Origin of the sequence: Pseudomonas sp. BN515 (genome assembly GCF_029873155.1) — a bacterium.
In the GTDB taxonomy this organism is placed as follows: Bacteria; Pseudomonadota; Gammaproteobacteria; order Pseudomonadales; family Pseudomonadaceae; genus Metapseudomonas.
The window spans coordinates 1-22,882 of sequence record NZ_SSOH01000020.1; the positions used below are offsets into that span (position 1 = coordinate 1).

At 65.2% G+C, this 22,882-nt stretch carries 19 protein-coding genes and 2 pseudogenes; 10 read left to right on the forward strand and 11 right to left on the reverse strand.

All coding sequences use genetic code 11. The features are described from left to right. Window positions 1-8 precede the first annotated feature (8 nt). Both E8E91_RS04710 and E8E91_RS04715 read right to left on the reverse strand, forming a co-directional pair. Window positions 9-1,184, reverse strand: a pseudogene (locus tag E8E91_RS04710) (IS3 family transposase). 168 nt (window positions 1,185-1,352) lie between these two features. After that, entirely contained in the window at window positions 1,353-2,609 is a 1,257-nt protein-coding gene (locus E8E91_RS04715) for a flavohemoglobin expression-modulating QEGLA motif protein (RefSeq protein ID WP_280374814.1), read from the reverse strand. A gap of 219 nt (window positions 2,610-2,828) precedes the next feature. On the opposite strand from E8E91_RS04715, the gene E8E91_RS04720 reads away from it, so the two are divergent. Next, entirely contained in the window at window positions 2,829-3,464 is a 636-nt protein-coding gene (locus E8E91_RS04720) for a DUF2780 domain-containing protein (protein WP_280374815.1), read from the forward strand. Window positions 3,465-3,486: 22 nt separating this feature from the next. Here the strand turns inward: E8E91_RS04720 and E8E91_RS04725 are convergent, their stop codons facing one another. Then, window positions 3,487-4,380, reverse strand: a complete 894-nt coding sequence (locus E8E91_RS04725) for an acyltransferase (protein ID WP_280374816.1) — start codon at window positions 4,378-4,380, stop codon at window positions 3,487-3,489. 190 nt (window positions 4,381-4,570) lie between these two features. Here E8E91_RS04725 and E8E91_RS04730 point away from each other — a divergent pair, with 190 nt between their 5' ends. The 6 genes from E8E91_RS04730 (at window position 4,571) to E8E91_RS04755 (ending at window position 9,805) form a co-directional block, all read left to right on the forward strand. Then, entirely contained in the window at window positions 4,571-5,083 is a 513-nt protein-coding gene (locus tag E8E91_RS04730) for an ATP-dependent zinc protease (protein ID WP_280374817.1), read from the forward strand. A 58-nt stretch (window positions 5,084-5,141) separates the two neighbouring features. After that, complete coding sequence (creB, locus tag E8E91_RS04735) at window positions 5,142-5,834, forward strand: two-component system response regulator CreB (protein WP_280374818.1); 693 nt, start codon at window positions 5,142-5,144, stop codon at window positions 5,832-5,834. Further along, entirely contained in the window at window positions 5,834-7,264 is a 1,431-nt protein-coding gene (creC, locus tag E8E91_RS04740) for a two-component system sensor histidine kinase CreC (RefSeq protein WP_280374819.1), read from the forward strand. Before creB ends, creC begins: the two co-directional genes overlap by 1 nt. A 186-nt stretch (window positions 7,265-7,450) precedes the next feature. Continuing rightward, window positions 7,451-7,885 (forward strand): CBS domain-containing protein, encoded by a 435-nt coding sequence (locus E8E91_RS04745; protein ID WP_280366287.1) that lies wholly within the window; start codon window positions 7,451-7,453, stop codon window positions 7,883-7,885. Between the two features lie 240 nt (window positions 7,886-8,125). After that, window positions 8,126-9,475, forward strand: a complete 1,350-nt coding sequence (gene creD / locus E8E91_RS04750) for a cell envelope integrity protein CreD (RefSeq protein ID WP_280374820.1) — start codon at window positions 8,126-8,128, stop codon at window positions 9,473-9,475. Between the two features lie 12 nt (window positions 9,476-9,487). Continuing rightward, window positions 9,488-9,805 carry a hypothetical protein gene (locus tag E8E91_RS04755; RefSeq protein ID WP_280374821.1) on the forward strand — a complete coding sequence of 106 codons (318 nt, stop codon included), beginning with the start codon at window positions 9,488-9,490 and terminating at the stop codon, window positions 9,803-9,805. A 271-nt stretch (window positions 9,806-10,076) separates the two neighbouring features. Here E8E91_RS04755 and E8E91_RS04760 read toward each other — a convergent pair whose 3' ends face one another. From E8E91_RS04760 to E8E91_RS04775, 4 genes are all read right to left on the reverse strand, one after another. Next, entirely contained in the window at window positions 10,077-10,700 is a 624-nt protein-coding gene (locus E8E91_RS04760) for a glutathione S-transferase family protein (RefSeq protein WP_280374822.1), read from the reverse strand. 176 nt (window positions 10,701-10,876) lie between these two features. Then, a complete protein-coding gene (locus tag E8E91_RS04765) occupies window positions 10,877-11,827 on the reverse strand; it encodes a lyase (protein WP_280374823.1) in 951 nt (316 codons plus the stop codon). A 98-nt stretch (window positions 11,828-11,925) separates the two neighbouring features. Further along, window positions 11,926-12,630 carry a 3'-5' exonuclease gene (locus E8E91_RS04770; RefSeq protein ID WP_280374824.1) on the reverse strand — a complete coding sequence of 235 codons (705 nt, stop codon included), beginning with the start codon at window positions 12,628-12,630 and terminating at the stop codon, window positions 11,926-11,928. Next, complete coding sequence (locus E8E91_RS04775; RefSeq protein ID WP_280374825.1) at window positions 12,627-14,561, reverse strand: putative nucleotidyltransferase substrate binding domain-containing protein; 1,935 nt, start codon at window positions 14,559-14,561, stop codon at window positions 12,627-12,629. Before E8E91_RS04775 ends, E8E91_RS04770 begins: the two co-directional genes overlap by 4 nt. Window positions 14,562-14,809: 248 nt before the next feature. Between E8E91_RS04775 and E8E91_RS04780 the strand changes: the two are divergent. Next, window positions 14,810-15,241: pseudogene (locus E8E91_RS04780) on the forward strand (response regulator); the annotation flags it as partial. Window positions 15,242-15,386: 145 nt separating this feature from the next. On the opposite strand, the gene E8E91_RS04785 reads toward E8E91_RS04780, so the two are convergent. Next, on the reverse strand, window positions 15,387-16,907 hold the full coding sequence (locus E8E91_RS04785; RefSeq protein WP_280374826.1) for an NCS1 family nucleobase:cation symporter-1: 1,521 nt from the start codon (window positions 16,905-16,907) through the stop codon (window positions 15,387-15,389). A gap of 338 nt (window positions 16,908-17,245) precedes the next feature. Continuing rightward, the gene (locus E8E91_RS04790; RefSeq protein WP_280374827.1) at window positions 17,246-19,423 is read right to left on the reverse strand and encodes a malate synthase G; all 2,178 of its coding nucleotides are present in this window, start codon (window positions 19,421-19,423) and stop codon (window positions 17,246-17,248) included. 307 nt (window positions 19,424-19,730) lie between these two features. On the opposite strand from E8E91_RS04790, the gene E8E91_RS04795 reads away from it, so the two are divergent. Both E8E91_RS04795 and E8E91_RS04800 read left to right on the forward strand, forming a co-directional pair. Then, window positions 19,731-20,177 (forward strand): GNAT family N-acetyltransferase, encoded by a 447-nt coding sequence (locus E8E91_RS04795; RefSeq protein ID WP_280374828.1) that lies wholly within the window; start codon window positions 19,731-19,733, stop codon window positions 20,175-20,177. Between the two features lie 37 nt (window positions 20,178-20,214). Further along, window positions 20,215-20,733 carry a glycine cleavage system protein R gene (locus E8E91_RS04800; RefSeq protein WP_280365671.1) on the forward strand — a complete coding sequence of 173 codons (519 nt, stop codon included), beginning with the start codon at window positions 20,215-20,217 and terminating at the stop codon, window positions 20,731-20,733. Window positions 20,734-20,803: 70 nt separating this feature from the next. Here the strand turns inward: E8E91_RS04800 and rarD are convergent, their stop codons facing one another. Both rarD and E8E91_RS04810 read right to left on the reverse strand, forming a co-directional pair. After that, window positions 20,804-21,691 carry an EamA family transporter RarD gene (gene rarD, locus E8E91_RS04805; protein WP_280374829.1) on the reverse strand — a complete coding sequence of 296 codons (888 nt, stop codon included), beginning with the start codon at window positions 21,689-21,691 and terminating at the stop codon, window positions 20,804-20,806. Between the two features lie 213 nt (window positions 21,692-21,904). Beyond that, complete coding sequence (locus E8E91_RS04810) at window positions 21,905-22,879, reverse strand: serine/threonine protein kinase (RefSeq protein ID WP_280374830.1); 975 nt, start codon at window positions 22,877-22,879, stop codon at window positions 21,905-21,907. Window positions 22,880-22,882: the final 3 nt, after the last annotated feature.

Here is a 22,882-nt window from a genome sequence, read left to right on the forward strand (position 1 = left end):
TGAAGTGGTCAAGTAAAACTGGACACCGGTTTAGGTCTATCCAGCCAGCGCTTCGCGCTGTGCCGGTGTCTGGTAGCTGTTGTAGCTGTGTGGCCGTCGGTGGTTGTAGTAGTCGGTCAGGTAGCGCAGTACATCAGCCTCTGCTTCGGCTTGGCTGGCGTAACCCGAAGCCGGTATCCATTCGGATTTGAGGCTCCGGAAGAAACGCTCCATCGGGGCGTTGTCCCAGCAATTGCCGCGACGACTCATGCTCTGGCGGATTCGATGCCGCCAGAGCAATTGTCGAAATTCCTGACTGCTGTAGTGGCTGCCCTGGTCGGAGTGAAACAGCACGCCGGCGGGGCAACCGCGAGCCTCATAGGCCACGCGCAAAGCACGTCCGGTAAGCTGCGAGTCCGGACGATCGGACATTGCCCAACCCACAATCCGCCGCGCATACAGGTCCATGATCGCGGCCAAGTAGATCCAGCGCCCGCCGGCCCAGATGTACGTCACGTCACCGCACCACACCTGATTGGGGCCGTGGGTGCGGAATTGCCGGTCCAGTTCGTTCGACGCTTTGGCACTCTCACCCTCAGTTGGGCGGTAACGGTGTCGACGGCGTTGCGAGCTGAACAACTGGGCCTCTTTCATCAGACGGCCGGCCAGGAATCGACCCACTGCCCAGCCTTCCTGGCGCAAAGCCGCCGCGAGCGTCCGGGCGCCTGCCGAACGCCGACTCTGGACATGCAGCTCCACCAAGCGCTGTCGCAACCTGGCGTGCGGCTGATTACCGCGAGCTGCTGACTTAGCGGCGGCATAGACACTGCTGCGATTGATGCCGAACAGCCGGCAAAGCTCTGCCCGTGGATAGTGCTCACCCAATGACTCGACTAAGCGCACTAATCGAGGGCGTCTGACATCAAGAGAGCGGTAGCCTTTTTTAAGATCTCTTTCTCCCGCTCCAGCCGCCGCACCTGGGCCTCCAGCTCCTGGATTCGCCGCTGCTCCGGCGTCATGGCCTTGCTGTGCTCCGGCGTCTTGCCATGGCGCTCCAGGGTCAATTGCTCGACCCAGCGCCGCATGGCAGTTGGGCCTACCCCCATCGCCTTGCAGGCTGCCGGTATGGAATAGCCTTGATCGACCACCAGGCTGGCGGCCTCGAGTTTGAATTCCGGACTGAATGATCTTCTGCTCATGAACACCTCTTGCTTGGGCGCAGCTTAACGCCCTATCGGGGTGTCCAGAATCATTAGGCCACTTCAGGGTGAGGGAGCGGATCACCGGATTCCGTTGGTGGGGGTAAAGAATACGGGGCAGCTGCGCTGCCCTTGGCGAATGAATTCGCCCCTACAGGCGTCCGGCGCCCTGGCTCACTCTTCTTCCTCCAACTCCACGAACCGCTCCAGCTCGATCACCTCCAGATTGATCCGCCCGACGAAGGCGGAGAAGGCCAACGTGGCGGCCAGGCGGCGCAGGTCGGCGGCCCAGGGTGGGACGAAGCGTGGTTGTTCCAGCCAGCCGGATTCGAAGAGCGGCGCCAGGCGCACCACGTCGCCTGCGGTCATCCGCCCGGCGAACAGCTGGCGCAGCAGTTCAGGACGGTTGTCGCGCACCGCCACCCGCAGCAGGGTGTGCACGCCGAGCATGCCGATGACGTAGCAGGCGTCCTTGGTGAAAGCACCGCCGCCGCGCACATCGGCCCCCCGGAACACCCGCTGGGTGGAGCGGAAGGATTCCTCCTCCGACTGTCCGGCCTCCAGGAAGCCCTTGAACACCTCGATGAAGTCGGCGCCATCCAGAGCCTGCTGTATGGCCACCACCCGCAGGGCGACGCGGCGCAGGCGCTGGATGTCGATGCTGCCGGTGATCAGCTCGGCGAGCATGGCGATGCCTTCCTGGGTCAGGGTGGTGCGCGGCGCGCCCAGGGCCAGGCTGGTCAGACGTGGCTGGGCGCGGCCGTTCAATGCTGTGGCGACGTGCACGAAGGCTTCGTGCTGCAGCAACTGGGCCTTGTCCAGTTCAGAAAAGAGCGCCGAGGCCCGCAGGCGTATGCGCGTAGCCCCGGCGATGGCTTTGGAGGCCAGGTCCGGGTCCACCACCACGCGCACCTGGTCGGGGCCGAAGAAGGCATCCACTTCGGTACGCATCCAGGCGGCGAATTCCTCGGCGGGAATGCAGGCATCGGTGGCCGGGATGCAGCGGCTGTCCAGCAGGGCGTCGGTGGTGTCGAGGAAGAAGCGCGCCGCATCCAGCGGCGTCATTTTCTGTCGCTCGTAGTAGTGGTCGGGGCGCTGGTAGAGGCGCGCGGAGTAGTCAGTGAAGGCTGGTGTGCCAATGGCGCCCAGCATGCGTCCGGCGCAGGCATAGCTGCCGGCGGTGGCGGCGAGGAAAGCACCCGCCGGGTGGCCCGTGTCGCAGCGGCTGGCGAGGTGTTCCAGGGCTTCGATCTCGGCGCTGTGATCGCGGGGCTGCAGCGAGACTTCCGGCAGCCGAGGACGCCCGGCGCGCCAGTCGGCGAGGAAATGCTCTTCGACGCCATCGGGCCAGGCGATGGCCTCCAGCACGCGGATCTTGCGGGCAAGGCGGGGGAGGGCGGCATCGAGTTCGGCGATGCGGGATTCGCTCATGAGGGCTAACCGGAAAGGGTGATCTTTGAAGGCTAGTTCACGGGTAGGCGTGTGTTGGTCCGGTAGGGTGCGCCGTGCGCACAGCGCACCCTACGGGAATATTCTGTAACCGACGGACTGCCGGGAACGCAGACCCGGGTAGCGCAGTCATAGATTCGAGTTTGCGCTCACCAGCCGGTACGCAGTGTTCCGGCGCGGATTCTTCGTCGAGGTCGACCTATGCACATTCCCCGAAGCCTGACCCTGGCCGCCCTGCTCAGTCTGGCCGCCAGCCCGGTATTCGCCGTTTCCCTGGGCGATGTCGTCGCCGCCGCTGCCACGACTGGCCATCAGGAACAGGCGCCGGGCATCGCACCGGCGGAGTCGGCGGCCTTGCTGGGGCAGCTGGGTAACCAGTTGAACATCACCCCGGAGCAAGCCATTGGTGGCCTTACTGCGTTGTTCGGCGTGGCGCGCAACAACCTGCCGGCCGACCAGTTCGCCCAGCTGGACCAGGCGGTGCCGGGCGTGGGCATGCTCACCGATCCCAATACCCAGGGCCTGCTCAGCAGCATCGGCGGCCTGCTCGGCCAGCAGTCGGGAAATGCCCTGGGCGGTCAGCCGGGCGTGCTCGCCGGGCAGCAGATGAACAACATGACGGACGTGAGCCAGGCCTTTGGTTCGCTTGGGATGGATAGCGGCCTGATCGGCCAGTTCGCCCCGCTGATCCTGTCCTTCCTCGGCCAGCAGGGGCTGGCTGAATCGCTGCTGCAGAACCTCGGCAACCTGTGGAAGTGGACCACACCGCAAGTGCCCGCCACGCCGGCCGTTCCAGCCGGACAGGCAGTGCCGGTGGTGAATGGTCTGTCGACCTGAGTCGCGAGGGTAGGCCGCGCGCCTACCCCTGCAATTGCGCGCGCAGCTGACTGATGCGCGCGTCCTTCTCCTGCCAGAGGTCGCTCACCCAGGCCTGCACGTACTGGCGGAATTCCCCGTCGTTCTCGTAATCGCCCTGCCACAGGGCCGGGTCCAGCGGACGCGTCTGGATATCCACGATCACCTGCGGTACCTGGCCGGACAGCAGCGCCCAGAAGCCGGGCACGCCTTTGCCCGGATAGACCAGGGTGACGTCGAGGATGGCGTCCAGCTGCTCGCCTAGCGCCGCCAGGACGAAGGCGACGCCGCCGGCCTTGGGCTTGAGCAGGTGCCGATAGGGCGAGCCCTGGTTGGCGTGCTTGACCGGGGTGAAGCGGGTGCCTTCGAGGTAGTTCACCACGGTCACCGGCATGCGCTTGAACTTCTCGCAGGCGGCCTTGGTGATCTCCAGGTCCTTGCCCTTCATTTCCGGGTGCTTGTCGAGGAAGGCCTTGCTGTAGCGCTTCATGAAGGGGTAATCCAGGGCCCAGAAGGCCAGGCCGAGGAAGGGCACCCAGATCAGCTCCTTCTTCAGGAAGAACTTGAAGTAGGGCGCCTTGCGGTTGAAGGCCTGGACCAGGGCGGGGATGTCCACCCAGGACTGGTGGTTGCTGATGACCAGGTAGGACGTGTCGTTGCGCAGCCCGTCGCCACCGCGGATATCCCAGCGGGTGGGCGTGAAGACGGCGAATACGCGCTTGCAGTTCTCCGCCCAGGCCTCGGCGATCCACATCACGCCACGGGAGCAGGCGTCGCGCAGGCGCTGGCCCGGCAGGATGAGCTTGAGCAGGGCGACGGCCAGCATCGGGCCGATCAGGATCAGGGTGTTGAGCAAGAGCAGCAGGGTGGTGGCGATTCCGGTCAGCAATGCCTGCATGGGTCCTCGGCTCCTTGTCCACGTGAGTGCGGGCCATGATACGCAGTCACCGCGGGTGCGACGAGCGGTCGGGAGCCTTGCTACCCACAAGGGGGCGAGTATGCTTCGGGCACTTGCTGAATCAGCCGCAACGAACCATTGGCCGCCCGGCTAGTCCCACAACCGTACCCCTCAACCAGGAGATGCTGCGTTGAAACCCCTGATTGCCCTGCTGGCCCTGGTGGCGTTGCCTGCTTTCGCCGCCAAGGAACCCACGCTTTACGGCCGCTACGAGTACATCCGCCTGCCGGAGATCGGCCAGACCATGAAGGCCAAGATGGATACCGGCGCCCTGACCGCCTCCCTGTCCGCCAAGGACATCGAGCGCTTCGAGCGCGACGGCGAGCAATGGGTGCGCTTCCGCCTGGCGACCAAGGATGCCGATGACACAGTGTTCGAGCATCGCGTGTCGCGCATCAGCAAGATCAAGAACCGCGCCGACGAAGTGGGCGAGGAAGACGAGGCGCCCTCGGCTGAGCTTTCCAAGCGCCCGGTCGTGGATATGGAAATGTGCCTGGGTGGCGAAAAGCGCACGGTGGAGGTCAACCTCACTGACCGCTCCAGCTTCAACTACCCGCTACTGATTGGCGCAAAGGCCCTGCGTGAGTTCAAGGCCGCGGTCTATCCGGGGCGCAAGTTCACGGCCGGCAAGCCGCAGTGTTGATTGACGCTATGGGCGTCTTGCGGCAAGTTCGCCGTCAATTCCATGAGCCGGGACGCCCATGCCGCACATCCTCATCGTCGAAGATGAATCGTCCATCGCCGACACGCTGATCTACGCCCTTGAAGCCGATGGCAATGCCACCACCTGGCTGAACCTCGGCGGGCCGGCGCTGGAGCTGTTGCGCCAGCAGCCGGTGGATCTGGTGATTCTCGACGTCGGCCTGCCGGACACCAGCGGCTTCGAGCTGTGCAAGGCACTGCGGCGCTTCTCCGAGGTGCCGGTGCTTTTTCTCACCGCGCGCAACGCCGAGATCGACCGGGTGGTGGGGCTGGAGATCGGCGCCGACGACTATGTGGTGAAACCCTTCAGCCCGCGTGAAGTCGCCGCGCGGGTACGCGCCATCCTCAAGCGCACAGCGCCCCGCGATCCCGCCCCTGCGCCTGCGCCTGCCGCCAACGGCCCGTTCCAGGTGGATGCCGAGCGCGTGCGCATCTATTACCAGGGTCAGCTCCTGGGGCTGACCCGCCACGAGTTCCGCCTGCTCCAGACCCTATTGGCGCAACCCGAGCGGGTATTCAGCCGCGAGCAGTTGCTGGATGCGTTGGGTGTGGCCGCAGACGCCGGCTACGAGCGCAACATCGACAGCCATATCAAGAGCCTGCGTGCCAAGTTGCGCCAGGTGGCGCCCACCGCCGAACCTATCCAGACCCATCGCGGACTGGGTTACAGCTACTCGCCGGACCACGCCTGATGCCGCTGGGCATTCGCCTCTTCCTGGTCTACTTCCTCTTCGTCGGGCTTTCGGGCTGGTTCGTGCTGAGCACGGTGATGGATGAGATCCGTCCCGGCGTGCGCCAGTCCACCGAGGAAACCCTGGTGGATACCGCCAACCTGCTGGCCGAACTCCTGCGTGACGACGTGCGTGCCGGCACCCTCGACCAGGGACGCCTGCCCGAGGTGCTGCGCGCCTACGGCCAGCGCCAGCCGGGCGCGGATATCTGGGGTGTGCGCAAGACCCAGGTGAACCATCGCATCTACGTCACCGACGCCAACGGCGTGGTGCTGCTGGATTCCAGTGGCGCGGCGGTTGGCCAGGATTACTCCCGCTGGAACGACGTCTACCTGACCCTGCGCGGCCAGTACGGTGCCCGCTCCACCCGCGAGACGCCGGACGATCCGGATTCCTCGGTGATGTACGTTGCCGCGCCCATTCGCGATGGCGAGCGGATCATCGGTGTTGTGTCGGTCTCCAAGCCCAACGCCTCATTGCAGCCCTACATCGAACGCTCGCAGACGCGCCTGGCCTGGCTCGGCGCCGGGCTGATCGGGCTCGGCCTGCTGGTGGGCGGATTGCTCTCCTGGTGGCTCAGCCACTCGCTGCGGCGCCTGCGCGATTACGCCCAGGCGGTGAGCGAAGGGCAGCGTGCGGAGCTGCCGGGCATGAGCGGCGGCGAGCTGCGCCAGCTGGCGGCAGCGGTGGAACGCATGCGCACCCAGTTGGAAGGCAAGGCCTACGTCGAACGCTACGTACACACCCTGACCCACGAGCTGAAGAGCCCGTTGGCGGCCATCCGTGGCGCCGCCGAATTGCTGGAGGGCGAGATGCCGGCCGAGCAGCGGCAGCGCTTCGTGGCCAACATCGGCAACGAAGGTGCGCGTTTGCAGCAGTTGATCGAGCGCCTGCTCAACCTGGCCCAGGTGGAGCAGCGTCAGGGCCTGGAAGAACGGGTGCCGGTGCCCGTGCACGAACTGGCCGGGGAACTGCTACAGGCCCAGGCGGCCCGCATCGAGTCGGTCGGCCTCAAGGTGGAGAACCGGATCGCACCGCGATTGTGCGCGCTCGGTGAGCGCTTCCTGATCAGCCAGGCCCTGGCCAACCTGCTGGACAACGCCCTGGACTTCACCCCGCCCGGTGGCCAGTTGCGACTGGACGCGGAGCGCCACGGCGAGTGGCTGGAGCTGCGCGTGTTCAACCAGGGCGAGCCGATCCCCGAGTTCGCCCTGCCGCGCCTCACCGAGCGCTTCTATTCCCTGCCGCGCCCTGCAACGGGGCGCAAGAGCACGGGCCTGGGCCTCAATTTCGTGCAGGAGGTCGCCGGGCTGCACGGCGGCGAATTGCGCGTGGCCAACCGCGAAGGCGGTGTGGAAGCCTGTCTGCGACTTCCTGCTGTCGCGAATTGATATGCGCTCGCCGCCTGCTGACGCTGGCGGCATCGGCCTTCGACTATAAATTGAGCAGAACGGTGGCCCGACTTTTGACGGGCGTCGCCGCCCTGTAACCAGGTTTTGGCTTGATTCTTGATGCGGCCGTCTTGCACAGCGCCGTGCTTGGACTACAAGAACCACAGGCCCTCCAGGAGCTGCCGGATGAAAAGCGTCGCCGAGATTCTCAGAGCCAAGTCCCATACCCAGTTGTTCAGCGTCGAACCGACGACCACCGTGCTGGAAGCCGCCCTGTTGATGGCCGAGAAGGACATCGGCGCACTGGTGGTGCTGCAGGGTGGCGAGCTGGTCGGCATCGTCACCGAACGCGATTTCGTGCGCCGCGTGGCGGCCCTGGAGCGCTCGGCCTATGCCACCACCATCGAAGAGGTGATGACCTCCAATCTCTTCGTGGTGACCCCGCGCGACAGCAACCAGTACTGCATGCAGCTGATGACCGAAAAGAACCTGCGCCACCTGCCGGTGCTCAATGACGGCAAGCTGGTGGGGCTGCTCTCCATCCGCGACCTGGTGCGCGACATCACCGCCGAACAGGAAAGCTTGATCCAGCATCTGGAGCAGTACATTCGCGGGGCGTAGTTCGCCAAAGGCGACAAGACACTTGTAGGGGCGAATTCATTCGCCAAGGGTGGCGCAGCCGCCCCGAAGAAACCGCTGGGCAGACCTTCGGTCTGCTTGGCGAATGAATTCGCCCCTACAGGAGCAAGGCGAATCGGACCTGGACCGCCACCCAATCCCCACACACTCTCCACACTTCCCCCATAAGCCCACCTCGCGCGCTTCCCAGACTCTCCCCATCCCGACACAAGGAGAGTTGCCATGACCCGTACCCTCGGATTCAAGCTGGGCACCATCGCCCTGCTGATACTGCTGTTGATGATCCCGCTGACGCTGATCGACGGCCTGATCAGTGAGCGCCAGACCGCACGTGATGGTGTGCTGGCCAACATCGCCCAGAGCTCCAGCTACAGCCAACGCATCACCGGGCCGATCCTGGTGGTGCCGTACAAGCGCACGGTGCGCGAGTGGAAGACCTACGAGCAGACCGGCCAGCGCCATATGGAAGAGCGGGAGGTGAGTGGCCGGCTCTACTTCCTGCCGGAGCGCTTCAACCTCACGGGTACCGTGGACACCGAAGTGCGCGCCCGGGGCATCTACAAGGCGCGGCTGTACAAGAGCGACAGCCAGGTCAGCGGGCAGATCCTGGTGCCGGCCAACTACGGCATCGACGAGAGCCTGGCTGACTATCGCTTCGAGGCGCCTTTCCTGACGGTGGGCATCAGCGACATCCGTGGCATCGGCAGCGCGCTCAAGTTGCGCCTCAACGGCCAGACCCTGGACTTCCAGCCCGGTAGCGGCGACCGCATGCTGTCGGGTGGCGTGCACGTACCGCTGGCGGCTATGCAGGCGGGGATCGTGCAGAGCCTGGACTTCGGCTTCGACCTCAAGCTGCAGGGCACCTCGTCCCTCAGCGTGACGCCGGTGGGCCGCGATTCGCGGGTGGAACTGAGTTCGTCCTGGCCGCACCCGAGCTTCATCGGCGAGTTTCTTCCCAGTGAGCGCAGCATCAGCGCCCAGGGATTCTCCGCCACCTGGCAGACCAGCTTCTTCGCCACCAACCTGCAGGAGGCCCTGGCCGAATGTGTGGGCGAGGCCCAGTGCGACCCGTTCAATTCGCGGGACTTCGGCGTCAGCTTTTCCGACCCGGTGGACCAGTACCTGAAGACCGACCGCGCGATCAAATACGCCCTGTTGTTCGTGGCCCTGACCTTCGCCGGCTTCTTCCTGGTGGAAGTGCTCAAGCGCCTGGCGGTGCACCCGGTGCAGTACGGCCTGATGGGGCTCGCCCTGGCGTTCTTCTACCTGCTGTTGCTGTCGCTGTCCGAGCACCTGGAGTTTGCCGTGGCCTATCTCATCTCGGCTTCGGCCTGTGTGGCGCTGGTGGGGTTCTACGTCAGTCACGTACTGCACAGCTGGTTGCGTGGTGGTGGTTTCACCCTGGGGCTGGCGGCGCTCTACGGCATGCTCTACGGCCTGCTCAGCGCCGAGGATTACGCCCTGCTGATGGGTTCGCTGCTGGTGTTCGGCCTGCTCGCCTGCGTGATGGTGCTGACCCGCAAGCTGGACTGGTACGGCGTCGGCCGCACCCAGCCGGCCAGCGGCAACTGAGGAGGACCGGCCATGCGCGTACTGATGCAATTCGGCGGCTGCTTCCTGCTCGGCCTGGTGATTTCGGTGCTGGTGCTGGGAGCAATGATGTTCGCCGGCGCCTTCGGCTTCATCGACCTCTGGCTATTCACCGGCAAGCCGTTGGCGGGCCTGGCCCTGTGGCTGCTACCGGCCGGGTTCTGGCAGGGCCTGACCGGTGTGGTGGACGCCGCGCACAACCCGGCGGTGCATTCTTTCCTCGAACTCTGCGCGGCCCTGGGCCAGGGCGCGCTGGTAGTTGCGGCGGGTTTCTTCCGCCTCTGGTACCGGCATGCGGGAGTCGGGCAATGAGCTGGGTGGGCCTGCGTGAGGATCAGGCTGCTGGTGCCAAGTTGGCGACGAAAATAGCGCGGTTGTTCCCCAGGTCTCCGCCACCCCCGGAATCGGTGCGCATGGCGCACCCTACGAACTGCAACCGAGCGCGCAACCCAACTTGAAAGAAGTCAGCCCGTAGGGGTGGAAGTCGCGTTTCACTTCCACCAGCGGAGCCCGGCCGGACGTTGACGGTGGATAGAGGAGCGCTATCCACCCTTCGTACGCGAATGCGTGCGCAGTTGAAACGTCAGGGCGCGGGGGCAGTGGCTTTGAGGGAGGGGCGCTGGCTGGCCGTGACGTACCAGGCGGCCAGTTTCGGGCAGTCGCGGCGCCAGTTGAGGTCGGGCATGCGGAAGTCCAGATAGCCCAGGGCGCAGGCGGCGCTGATGGCGGCGACGTCGAAACGCTCATCCAGCTCGCCAGCGGCGTCCTCGAAGGCCGCCAGGGCGCGGTCGATCTTGCTGCACTGGCCCAGGACCCAGTCGTCCCAGCGCTTGTCCTCGGGACGCAGGAAGGTTTCGTAGCGCACCAGGATGGCGGCATCGGTTACCGCGTCCGCAAGCGAGGCCAGGGTCAGGCGCCGCCAGCGTTCCGCGCCATCGCGGGGGATCAGCGGTTCGCCGCCGTGCTGGTGGTCGAAGTAGTCGAGGATCACCCGGCTGTCGTGCAGCACGCTGCCGTCGGCCAGCTGCAGGGCCGGGATCTTGCCGGCGGGATTGTGCTCGTTCACTTCGGCGCTGGGGTTCACCGGGGTGAGGGTCACGCCGTGGAGGTTGACCGTGTCGAGCTGGCCGGTTTCGTGGAGCAGCACCATGACCTTGCGGACGTAGGGGGACGTGGGAGAGAAGAACAGGGTCAGGCTGGCGCTCATGCGGGATCCTCGGCGTCTACAACGGGGGAATGGCGCATTTATACCGCATTGGAATGCCGCAGGGCATGTGACTCTTGTAGGAGCGATTTCAATCGCGAAGCAGCCCGTAGGGCTGCCCTGCGTTGGTCGTTGGGGCGCTGCGTCAGCCTTTCGCGAATGAATTCGCTCCCACAGGATCAGTACTTGATCATCACCAGTCGGTCCTGGGCCGATTCCGCGCCCCAGACTTCGCCGGTACGTCCGGCCAGCTGGGTCACCTGGGCGCCAGGGCGATCGCTGGGGAAGCTGGCGAACAGACGGCTGAACGGGTTGAAGCGGAGGATGGCATTGGCGCTGAAGTCGCTCAGCCAGACGCGCTCCTGCTCATCGACATAGAGGGCATGGGCGTCGGCATTGCTGCCGGGAATGTTCCAGCTGTTCCAGGCTTCGCCCAACGGATCGAAGCGGCTCAGGCGCCCGCCGGCTGCTTCGCTGACCCAGAGGGTGCCGCGCGAGTCGCTCCAGATCAGGCGCGGGCCGGCACTGTCCTCTGGCAGATCCACCAATTTGGCTTGGCCGGTGTCGGGATCGATGCGGCCGATGTGGCGGGCCGGCTCGTTGGAGTACCAGACCTCGCCGTTGGGCGTCACTGTGATGCCACTGGGGCCGGGGCCTCCCGGTGCCGGCCAGACGTCCACGCTGCTGTCGGTCGGTTTGAAGCGACCATAGAACCCGCGCTTGCCGGTGAACCAGAGGTCGCCGTTACGGTCCTGGGCCAGGCCTTCGAGTTCGATGCCGGCCGCCGTGCCCTTGAGGGGGAAGGTACTGACCGACTGGTCCACCGGGTCGACCCGTACCAGTGCATCCAGGCCGGGGTCGGCGATCCAGGCAGCGCCTTCCTGGTCCACCACCAGGGCGCGGGGAGAGGAGCCGATGCCGAGGGGCACCAGCTGGGTCTGGCCGGTGAGCGGGTCGAGCAGGCCGACCGATCCCTGGCGTTGCGCGGTGAACCAGACGCGCCCGTCGGTGGCCGGCGCCACGTCGCGGGGGCCGGTGCCGACGGGGACCGGGTAGTAGGTGACATCCGCCGCAATGGCCGCCCCGCAAAGCAGGGCTGCGCACAGGGCGAGGGCGGTCGGACGGATCATGGGAAGGCCTCCGTGTCCTGGGGTCATCTATCAATCGACGCCGGAAGGAGGGCAGGGGTTCGCAGAAATTCCCGAACGGCAGGGTTGTTCCTGTCGGATCAGAGGGCGGGTGCGTGTTGCCGGCGCTGCCAGCGGCTCAGGGCGGAGGCCAGCGCGGCAGGACTTTCCAGGCCCTGGCGGCGGGCGCGGCTGAACAGGATCAGGGCGATTTCGGCGGTCACCAGTGCGTCGGCACTGGCGTTGTGGCGCTGCAGCACCTGCAGTCCGAAGTACTCGACCCACTCGTCCAGGCCGCCGTTGCGGATACCCGCCTCGGGGCAGAGCATGGGCGCCAGTTCAGCGATGTCGAGGAAAGTGTGGCGCAGGCGGTGGTCGAGGTCCTGCTTGAGGGCTCGGCTCAGCATGCGTTGGTCGAAGGTGGCGTGGAAGGCCAGCAGCGGGCTGTCGCCGAGAAACTCCATGAAACCCAGCAAGGCTTCGGCGGGTTCCACGCCTGCGGCCAGTTCGCTCGGTGCGATGCCGTGGATCAGCACGCTGGCGCTGAGCTTGCCGGTTTCGCGCTGCAGGGTGGATTCGAACTGGTTGCCGAGGTCGATGGCGCCATCGGCGATGCTCACCGCGCCGATGGACAGCACCAGGTCGCGGCTCATGTTCAGGCCGCTGGTTTCCAGGTCCAGCACCACGAAGCGTTGCTGGCGCAGGGGGCGGTCGTCCAGTGGCTGGGGATCGGACAGGCGGTCGCGACGGTCCGCGATGTCCGGGTCCAGGGGCTTGCGACGGGTGAACCAGGGGAAGCCGTTCATAGTTGATAACGTAGCGCGAGGCTCGATTGCAGGCGCTGGGCCTGACGGAAGGACTCGCGCAGGATGCGCCGGTCCAGGTGATTGAGGGTGTCCGGGTCGAGTCGGTTGGAGTAGGGCAGGCCTTGCCGCGCCTGATGCTGGTGCTGCTGCATGCGGGTGAGCTGGATGAAGTGGTAGGCCTCCTCATAGGCCGCGCCATCCAGCGCATCCACCACCTCCCGTTCCACCAGTTGGCGCAGGCGTTCCAGGGTGCCGCAGGCCTTGATGCCATGGGCCAGGGCGAGCAGTCGGGCGCCGTCGACGAAGGGCGTCAGGCCCTGCACCTTGAGGTCGAGGGTGTCTTTCTCGGCGCCCTTGCGGGCCACCACGAAATCACGAAAACGCCCGACCGGCGGGCGCTGGCGCAGGGCGTTGTCGGCCAGCATGCGCTGGAACAGGCTGTTGTCGGCGACCAGGGCCAGCAGCTCCCGTTGCAGGGCCTCGCAGCCCTCGGTGGGGCCCCAGACGGCGCGCAGGTCGAAGTAGATGGAGGAGCCCAGCAGGTTCTCCGGCGTTGCCTCGCGGACGAAGGTGGCGAAGCGCCGACTCCATTCGCTGCGGGACAGGCAGAGCTCCGGGTTGCCGGCCATGATGCCGCCCTTGCACAGCTCGAAACCGCATTGCGCCAGGTGTTGGTTGATGCGTTCGGCCAGCGGCAGCAGGCGCCCGCGTATGGCGGCGGCTTCCACGGCGTCGGAGGCTTCGAAGAGGATGCCGTTGTCCTGGTCGGTGTGCAGGGTCTGCTCGCAGCGCCCCTCGCTGCCGAAGCAGAGCCAGGTGAACGGGATGCCCGGATCGCCCATTTCATCGAGGGTCAGCTCGATCACCCGGCACACGGTGTGGTCGTTGAGCAGGGTGATGATGCGAGTGATCTGCGTGGAGCTGGCGCCGTGGGCCAGCATGTTGTCCACCAGGCGCTGGATTTCGTCGCGCAGGGCAGCCAGGGTTTCGACCCGCCCGGCATGGCGAATGGTGCGCGCCAGATGCACCAGGTCCACCCGCTGCAGGGAAAACAGGTCACGCTCGGACACCACACCTACCAGGCGCGCGCCGCTGACCACGCAGACGTGGGCGATGTGCCGTTCGGTCATGGCCAGGGCAGCGTCGAAGGCACTGGCTTCCGGCGGCAGGTGGAAGGGCGCCTGGGTCATGACGTCGGCGATGGGCTGGGCGAGGTCGGCGCTGGCGTCGGCGATCACCCGGCGCAGGTCGCGCAGGGTGAAGATGCCTTGCGGCCGCTGGTTGGCGCCGACGATGACGATGCTGCCCACCTGTTGCTCGTGCATCAGCCGCACCGCGTCGCGCAACGGCAGTTCCGGCTGGCAGGAAATCGGCTGGCGCACCGCCAGTTCACCCAGGCGGGTATCCAGGGAGTACTGGGCGCCCAGGGTTTCCACGGCGCGCAATTGCACCTGCTGGTTGACCTGGTCGAGCAGGCTGCTGACCCCGCGCAGGGCGAAGTCGCGGAAAGGGTTGGAAAGCGCGAACAGTTTGACGAAGGCGGACTTGCCCAGCAGCAGGCAGAAGGTGTCTTCGCCGGCCAGGTGCTCGGTGCGGGTGGCCCGTTCGCCAAGCAGGGCGGCCAGGGGGAAGCACTCGCCGCTGGCGATCTCGAAGGTGGTTTCGGTGCCGCGCCGTGCCGAGTGCGGGCGTTCACCCACTACACGTCCCTGCTTGACGATATAGAAGTGCTCCACCGGCCCATCCTGGGGCTTGATGATGGATTCGCCGGCGGCATAGAAACGCAGCAGGCAATGCTCGACGAGGAAGGCGAGGTGGGCGCTTTCCATCTGGTTGAAGGGCGGGTACTTCTGCAGGAACTCCATGGTGCCCTGGATGTTCTGCATGACCGCCTGCTTGCCGGCCTGGGCGAAGGCGCCTGACTTGGTCATCTTACTGCCCGTCGTTCTTGTTAGAAGAGCCATGCTGCGCGCGGCGGCAGGGGACACAAATTGGACGTAAGTCTAAGGGTTGGCGCGCAGGTCGTCGGAAATCCTGATAGGGCGCTACCGTTCGGCGGATGCTGCAATCTGCATGGGAACTTGCTTGCATTTTGCCTATCCGACCAGCGTACCCCGTGCTACAGCTAGTAGTGAGGGGAGTTGGGCCTGCTAGGGAAGGCCCTTTCGAGGACGACCCCATGAGTTACGGTGATTTGCTGAGTGAAGCCGAGCTGCAAGCGCTTGATGAGATCATGCGCGTGCCCAGCGCGCCACCCAGTGTTCTGTTGGTAGACGACGATGAAATCGGGCGCGACGCCTTGGCCGATCAACTGGTGGCCCAGGGCATTCCCTGCATCACCGCCGACAGTGGCGAACAGGCACTGGCGCTGCTGGTCACCCGCCCGTCCATCGGCCTGATGATCACCGAACTCCACATGCAATGCGGCAGCGGCCTGGAACTGGTGCGCCAGGTGCGTCAGTCGGCGCGGGCGAGCCTGCCGGTCATCATCGTTTCCGGAGACGCCGACGTGCAGGACGCCATCGAGGCCATGCACATGAAGGTGGTGGACTTCCTGCTCAAACCGGTGGACATGAGCCGTCTCGCCAATCTGGTGCGCAACGAGCTGGGTACCCCGCCTGCGCCCAGGACGCCACCAACCGAGGTGCGACCCAGGCCGGCGAAAGCGAAAGCCAAAGCGAAGGTCATCGCGCTGAAGAGCGCTTGAAGAAACCGCCAGGGACAGGCGGTTTTTTTATGCCTGTCCCCGTTGTGTTTCAGTGATGGACGCTGTCGACGGCGATCCCTTCACCGTCCACGTCGTGGTATTGGGCACGGCGATCGGCGATGGCGCAGTAGATCAGCCCGGCCAGGCCCGCACCGAAGAACCAGGAGAACGCCGACAGGGATTCGAACGCCGGCAGCAGCGCCAGCAGGGTGGAAATCAGCGCCGCCGGCACGAAGGCGGCCAGCGCCCGCGGGTTCACGCCACGGTGGTAGTGGTAGGCCGCCTCGCGGCTTTCCGAGTACAGCTCCGGCAGGTTCACCCGGCCACGGCGCAGCAGGTAGTAGTCGACGATCATGATGCCGTAGAGCGGGCCGAGCAGCGCGCCGAGGCCGCCGAGGAAATACACGATCACGCCGGGGCTGTTGTACAGGTGCCAAGGCAGGATCAGCACGGCAATGGTGGCGCTGAGCAGACCGGCGCGGCGGAAGTTGAGCACCCTGGGAGCGAGGTTGGTCAGCACGTAGGCCGGCGCGACGAAGTTGGCCATGATGTTCACCGCCACGGTGACGATCAGGAAGGCCAGGCAGGCCAGTACCAGGCCGAGGGTGTCGGGGATGCTGGCGACGATCTCGGTCGGGCTCTTCACCAGTTTTCCGTCGATGCTGAATTGCGCGCCGGCCAGCACCACAGCGATCAGCGCGAAGCCGAGCATGTTCACCGGCAGGCCCCAGAAGTTGCCCACGCTGATGGTGCGGCGGTCGGGGCAGTTGCGGGTGAAGTCGCAGAAATTGAGGATCATGGTGCCGTAAAGGGATACCCACAGCGCCGCTGCGCCCAGCACTTTCAGCCACATGGTCGAGCCGGTGTAGCCTTCGCCTGTGGACCAGGTGATGGAGAAGCCGCTGCGCTGGTACATCCAGCCGGCGAGTGCGGTGAAGGTCAGCAGGATCACCGGGCCGGCGAAGGATTCGTAGCGGCGCACCATCTCCATGCCGTAGGCGAAGATCACCAGTTGCACGCACCAGATGCCCAGGAAGGTGATCCAGCCGAGGGTGGACAGGCCGAGCAGGGAGTCCTGGTCGTAGGCGGCGAGGGAGGGGAACACGGCCGTCAGCAGCACGCGCAGGACCACCGAGGCGAGGTAGGTCTGGATGCCGAACCAGGCAATGGCGATCACCGCGCGGATCAGCGCCGGGATCTGCGCGCCGTGGATGCCGAAGCTGATGCGGCACATCACCGGGTAGGGCAGGCCGGTCTTCTGCCCCATGTAGCCGGACAGGTTCATCAGGCCGTAGATCAGCAGCGCGCCCAGGGCGAACGCGGCGAGGATCTGCGCGCCGCTCATTCCCAGCGCGAACAGGCCGATGGCGAAGGAGTAGTTGGCGATGTTGTGCACATCGTTGGTCCACAGCGCGAAGAGGCTGTAGCGCCCCCAGCTGCGGCCTTGCGCCTTGGTCGGCGCGAGGTCGGCGCTGTACAGGCGCGGGCTCAGGGCCACTTCAGCGGGAGCGACCGCATCGGCGGGTGGGGAGTCGAGCTGGGTAACGCCGGAGAGTGGGGTGGGCGCCATGGGGCCTCCGTGAACTTGTGTGCACTATTTTGTGTTTTTTGTATGCAAGCCAGTTTCGTGCCACCCATTGGTTTCGGCAGATCAGACGGCGATTTCAGGCCTTTCGTGCACCATAAGAGGTCAACTCAAGCCCAGTCCTGGCGCGCTTTTCCTCCGGTCATCGGAAATTAGTCTATGTATTTCATTGACTTGCGAGTCAGTTTTGCTGGTCGTGCGCTGAGTGTGAGAATGGGGATTTTGTACACAAGTTTTGTATGCAGGCGTTACGTCGACGCCCGCTCGGCTTTTCTGCAGGCAATAAAAAACCGCCCCGAAGGGCGGTTTTTCATGGGCAGGTCTTAGAGACCGTTCTTCGCCTTGTACTCGCGGCGACGACGGTGCAGGACCGGCTCGGTGTAGCCGTTGGGCTGCTTGGTGCCTTCCACTACCAGTTCCAGCGCGGCCTGGAAGGCCACGTTGCCTTCGAAGTTCGGCGCCATCGGGCGGTACAGCGGGTCGCTGGCGTTCTGACGGTCCACCACCGCGGCCATGCGCTCCAGGCTCTCGACGATCTGAGCCTGGGTAACCACGCCGTGGCGCAGCCAGTTGGCCAGCAGCTGGCTGGAGATACGCAGGGTGGCGCGGTCTTCCATCAGGCCGACATCGTTGATGTCCGGTACCTTGGAGCAGCCGACGCCCTGGTCGATCCAGCGCACGACATATCCGAGGATGCCCTGGGCGTTGTTGTCCAGTTCGTTCTGGATCTCTTCCGCGCTCCAGTTGGTGTTCGGCGCCAGCGGGATGGTCAGGATGTCGTCCACCGAAGCCGGGGCACGCTTGGCCAGTTCGGCCTGACGGGCGAACACGTCGACCTTGTGGTAGTGCAGCGCGTGCAGGGTGGCGGCGGTCGGCGACGGGACCCAGGCGGTGTTGGCACCAGCCAGCGGGTGGCCGACTTTCTGCTCGAGCATGGCGGCCATCAGGTCCGGCATGGCCCACATGCCTTTGCCGATCTGCGCTTTGCCTTGCAGGCCGGTAGCCAGGCCGATGTCGACGTTGCTGTTCTCGTAGGCGCCGATCCACTTCTCGTTCTTCATGGCGCCCTTGCGCACCACGGCGCCGGCTTCCATGGAGGTGTGGATTTCGTCACCGGTGCGGTCGAGGAAGCCGGTGTTGATGAACACCACGCGCTCGGCAGCGGCCTTGATGCAGGCCTTGAGGTTGACGGTGGTGCGGCGTTCTTCGTCCATGATGCCGACCTTCATGGTGTTACGCGGCATGCCGAGGACGTCTTCCACGCGGCTGAAGATTTCGGTGGCGAAGGCTACTTCTTCCGGGCCGTGCATCTTCGGCTTCACGATGTACATGGAGCCAGTGCGGGTGTTCTTGCGGCTGGTGTTGCCCTTCAGGTTGTGCAGGGCGATCAGGCCGGTGAACAGGCCATCCTGGATGCCTTCCGGTACTTCGTTGCCAGCGGCGTCGAGGATGGCCGGGTTGGTCATCAGGTGACCGACGTTGCGCACGAACAGCAGGGAACGGCCGTGCAGGGTCAGCTCGGAGCCGTCGGCCTTGGTGTAGACGCGGTCCGGATTCATGGTGCGGGTGAAGGTCTGGCCGCCCTTGCTGACGGATTCCGCCAGGTCGCCCTTCATCAGGCCGAGCCAGTTGCGGTAGACCACGACCTTGTCGTCGGCATCGACGGCGGCGACGGAGTCTTCGCAGTCCATGATGGTGGTCAGCGCGGATTCCATCAGCACGTCTTTCACGCCGGCGGCGTCGGTCTGGCCGATGGGGCTGGTCGGATCGATCTGGATTTCGAAGTGCAGGCCGTTGTGCTTCAGCAGCACGGCGGCGGGCTTGGCGGCGTCGCCCTGGAAGGCGATGAACTGGGCAGCCTGTTTCAGGCCGGCCTCGCTGCCATTCTTCAGGGTCACGACCAACTGGCCGTTCTTCACGGCGTAGGCGGTGGCGTCGACGTGGGAGGCACCTTCCAGCGGCGCGGCTTCGTCGAGGAAGGCGCGGGCGAAGGCGATCACCTTGTCACCACGGACCTTGTTGTAGCCCTTGCCCTTCTCGGCGCCGCCTTCTTCGCTGATGGCGTCGGTGCCGTAGAGCGCATCGTAGAGCGAACCCCAGCGCGCGTTGGCAGCGTTCAGGGCGAAACGTGCATTCATCACCGGCACGACCAGCTGCGGGCCGGCCATGGTGGCGATTTCTTCGTCTACGTTCTGGGTAGTGGCCTGGAAGTCGGCCGGTTCCGGCAGCAGGTAGCCGATCTCCTGGAGGAACGCCTTGTAGGCCACGGCGTCGTGGGCCTGGCCGGCACGTGCCTGGTGCCAGGCATCGATCTTGGCCTGCAGTTCATCGCGTTTGGCGAGGAGGGCTTTGTTCTTCGGAGCCAGGTCATTGATGACGGCTTCCACACCGGCCCAGAACTGCTCGGCTGCAATGCCGGTTCCGGGGATGGCTTCGTTGTTCACGAAGTCGAACAGGACTCTGGCGACCTGAAGGCCACCGACTTGAACGCGCTCAGTCATTGCTTGCCTCACTCTGCTCAATATCCGCTCGGACCGGGGGTTTCCCTTCTTGTAGTCCGAAGCGCGGCATACTACATGAAGCCGTCGTGAAAATCAGTGGGGTCGCGTCGCTATGCGACTAAAAGCTGCATTACGGTCACAACGGCGGGCAGAATGTTCTCAAAAAACTGGCGCATTGTTCCAGTTAAATCTGAAAAATGTACACGATTTGTTTTCAGAGAAACTGCGACAGGCCGTCGCACGTGATTCTGCGCGGGTTTTCGGGGGCTTTCCTATACTCCTGCGAATTCGTCCCTGGAGTCGTCTCATGCCTGTAAATGCCGTCACGTTCAGCGATCTTGATGATCTGTCCGCACTTTTCGCCGGCTACCTGGAGTTCTATCAGGTGCCCCGGCCCCTGGCGGAAATCCGTTCCTTCCTCGAACAGCGCCTGGATCGCGGCGACTCGACCCTGTTCATCGCCCGTGACAGCGGCGGCACGCCCCTGGGTTTCACCCAGCTCTATCCCTTTCTCTCGTCGCTGGCGCTGGCACCGGCCTGGTTGTTGAGCGATCTTTATGTAGTGCCTGCCGCCCGGCGCCAGGGCGTCGGCGAGGACCTGATGAACGCCGCCCGCGCCCACGCCGAACGCACCGGCGCCTGCGGCATCCAGTTGGAAACCGCGAAGACCAACCTTGCCGGCCAGGCGTTGTACGAGCGACTGGGTTATGTGCGGGATGAGGTTTTCTTCACCTACTGGCTGAGCCTGGCCTGACGCCCGGCGCCGGTTGCCTACAGAGAAGGAGTCGAGCGTGGATCATCTGGTACTTACCGTCATCGCCGCGGACCAGCCGGGTCTGGTGGAACGCGTCGCGCAGTGCATCGCCGCCCACGGCGGCAACTGGCTGGAAAGCCGCATGTCACGCATGGCCGGGCAGTTCGCCGGCATCCTGCGCGTAGCGGTTCCGGCCGAGGGCTACGACGAACTGGTAGAGGGATTGCAGGGCCTCAGCGCCCATGGCATCCGGGTAATGCTGGCGCAGAGCGGGATCGAGCCGGCCTGCACCTGGAAGCCGATCCTGCTGGATCTGGTGGGTAACGATCGACCGGGCATCGTCCGGGACATCACGCGCCTACTGGCGGAACTGGGGGTGAACCTGGAAAGCCTGATCACCGAGGTGATGCCGGCGCCCATGAGCAGCGAGCCGCTGTTCCATGCCGAGGCGGTGCTGGCGGTTCCGCTGACCCTGTCGCTGGACGTGTTGCAGGCCAAGCTGGAGGGGTTGGCGGACGAGCTGATGGTGGAGCTGAACCTGCATCAGGAGAAGTGAGCGCGCGGGTGGAAATTCACTTGGCGGATTTCCACCCCACGCCCGAAGCCGGCCTTGCCACCGGCGAGGTTCAGAAATTGCGCCGCAGGGTGAGCCAGGCGTCGACGCTGTAGATGGCCAGGCCCGCCCAGATGAAGGAGAAGGCCAGCAGCTTGCTCGGGTCGAAATGCTCGTCGAAGAGGAAGATCGCCTGAAGCATCACCAGGGTCGGCGCCAGGTACTGGAGGAAGCCGAGGGTGGTGTAAGGCAGGTTGCGCGCGGCGGCGTTGAAGCACACCAGTGGCACCAGCGTGATCGGGCCGGCCGCCATGAGCCAGAGGGCTTCGGGGCTGCCCCAGAAACTGGCCTGCGCCGAGGCGGCAGTCGGATTCAGCAGCAGCCAGCCAACCGCCAGCGGCAAGAGCAACCAGGTTTCCACCACCAGGCCGGGCAGGGCCGCCACCGGTGCCTGCTTGCGGATCAGCCCGTAGAACCCGAAGGTCAGCGCCAGGGTGAGGGAGACCCAGGGCAGCGCGCCCACCTGCCAGATCTGCTGGGCCACGCCCGCCGCTGCCAATAGCACCGCCAGCCACTGCAACCGACGCAGGCGCTCGCCGAGAATCAGCATCCCCAGCAGCACATTCACCAGCGGGTTGATGTAGTAGCCCAGGCTCGCTTCCAGCATCCGACCGTTGTTTACCGCCCAGACATACACCAGCCAGTTGGCGGCGATGAGCATGCCGCTGGCGGCCAGCACGCCGAAGCGCTTGGGATTCTCCCGCAGCTCGCGGAACCAGCCGGGGTGCTTCCACACCAGCAGTAGCGCTGCGCCGAACAGGGCGGACCAGATGGCCCGGTGAACGATGATTTCCAGCGCCGGAACGCTCTGGATGGCTTTGAAGTAGAGCGGAAAGAGTCCCCAGATGATGTAGGCGGAGAGCCCCAGGATGTACCCGCGGCGCGGGTCGGCGGTGGCCATGAAGGTTCCTTGCTTAGGCAGCTAACGAGTGGTGCGACATTCTAGTTGGCGCCGTCGGGGCTTGTCTGTGTGCTCAGGTTTTTTCCGGGGGATGCGCAAGCGGAAAGCGTAAGGGGTTCTTTACGGCGGGTATGGGGTGGCATGTAGGAGCGATTTCAATCGCGAATGAATTCGCTCCCACAAGGGGAAGGGAGTCCGAAACTCGGATTGGTCTCAGAACAGTTTCAACGGCTCTTCGTCCAGCGCGGCCAGTTGTTCGCGCAGGGTGAGGATCTGGTCGCCCCAGTAGCGCTCGCTGCCGAACCAGGAGAAATGCATGGGGAAGGCCGGGTCGTCCCAGCGGCGGGCGATCCAGGCGCTGTGGTGCATGAGGCGCAGGGTGCGCAGGCCTTCGATCAGCGGGAGCTCGCGCGGGTCGAAGTCGTGGAACTCCTGGTAGCCATCCACCAGTTCGGCGAGTTGGCTGAGGCGTTCGTGGCGCTCGCCGGCGAGCATCATCCACAGGTCCTGAACCGCCGGGCCCATGCGGCAGTCGTCCAGGTCCACCATATGGAAGATTTCGTCGCGGCACAGCAGGTTGCCGGGGTGGCAGTCGCCGTGCAGGCGGATCGGCTGGTAACGCACGTGCGCGAACACGGCATCCAGGCGCTTGAGCAGGTCGCGGGCGACCGACTCATAGGCCGGCAACAGGCTGCGAGGAATGAAGCCGCCTTCCAGCAGCGTGGCCAGGGACTGATGGCCGAAGTTATCCACCGCCAGGGTTTCCCGATGCTCGAAGGGGCGGGTGGCGCCCACCGCATGAAGGCGGCCGAGGAGCTGGCCGAGGCGGAAAAGCTGGTCCAGGTTGCCGGGCTCGGGCGCCCGCCCGCCACGGCGAGGGAAGAGGGCGAAGCGGAATCCGGCGTGTTCGAACAGACTTTCACCATCGCGCAGCAGTGGTGCCACGACGGGCACTTCGCATTCCGCCAGTTCGGCGCTGAAGCTGTGCTCCTCACGAATGGCGGCGTCGCTCCAGCGCTGCGGTCGGTAGAACTTGGCGATCAGCGGCTCGGCGTCTTCGATGCCCACCTGGTACACACGGTTCTCGTAGCTGTTCAGCGCGAGGATGCGTGCATCGCTGAGGAAGCCGAGGCTTTCAACGGCATCCAGTACCAGGTCGGGGGTGAGTTCATCGAAGGGGTGGGACATGGG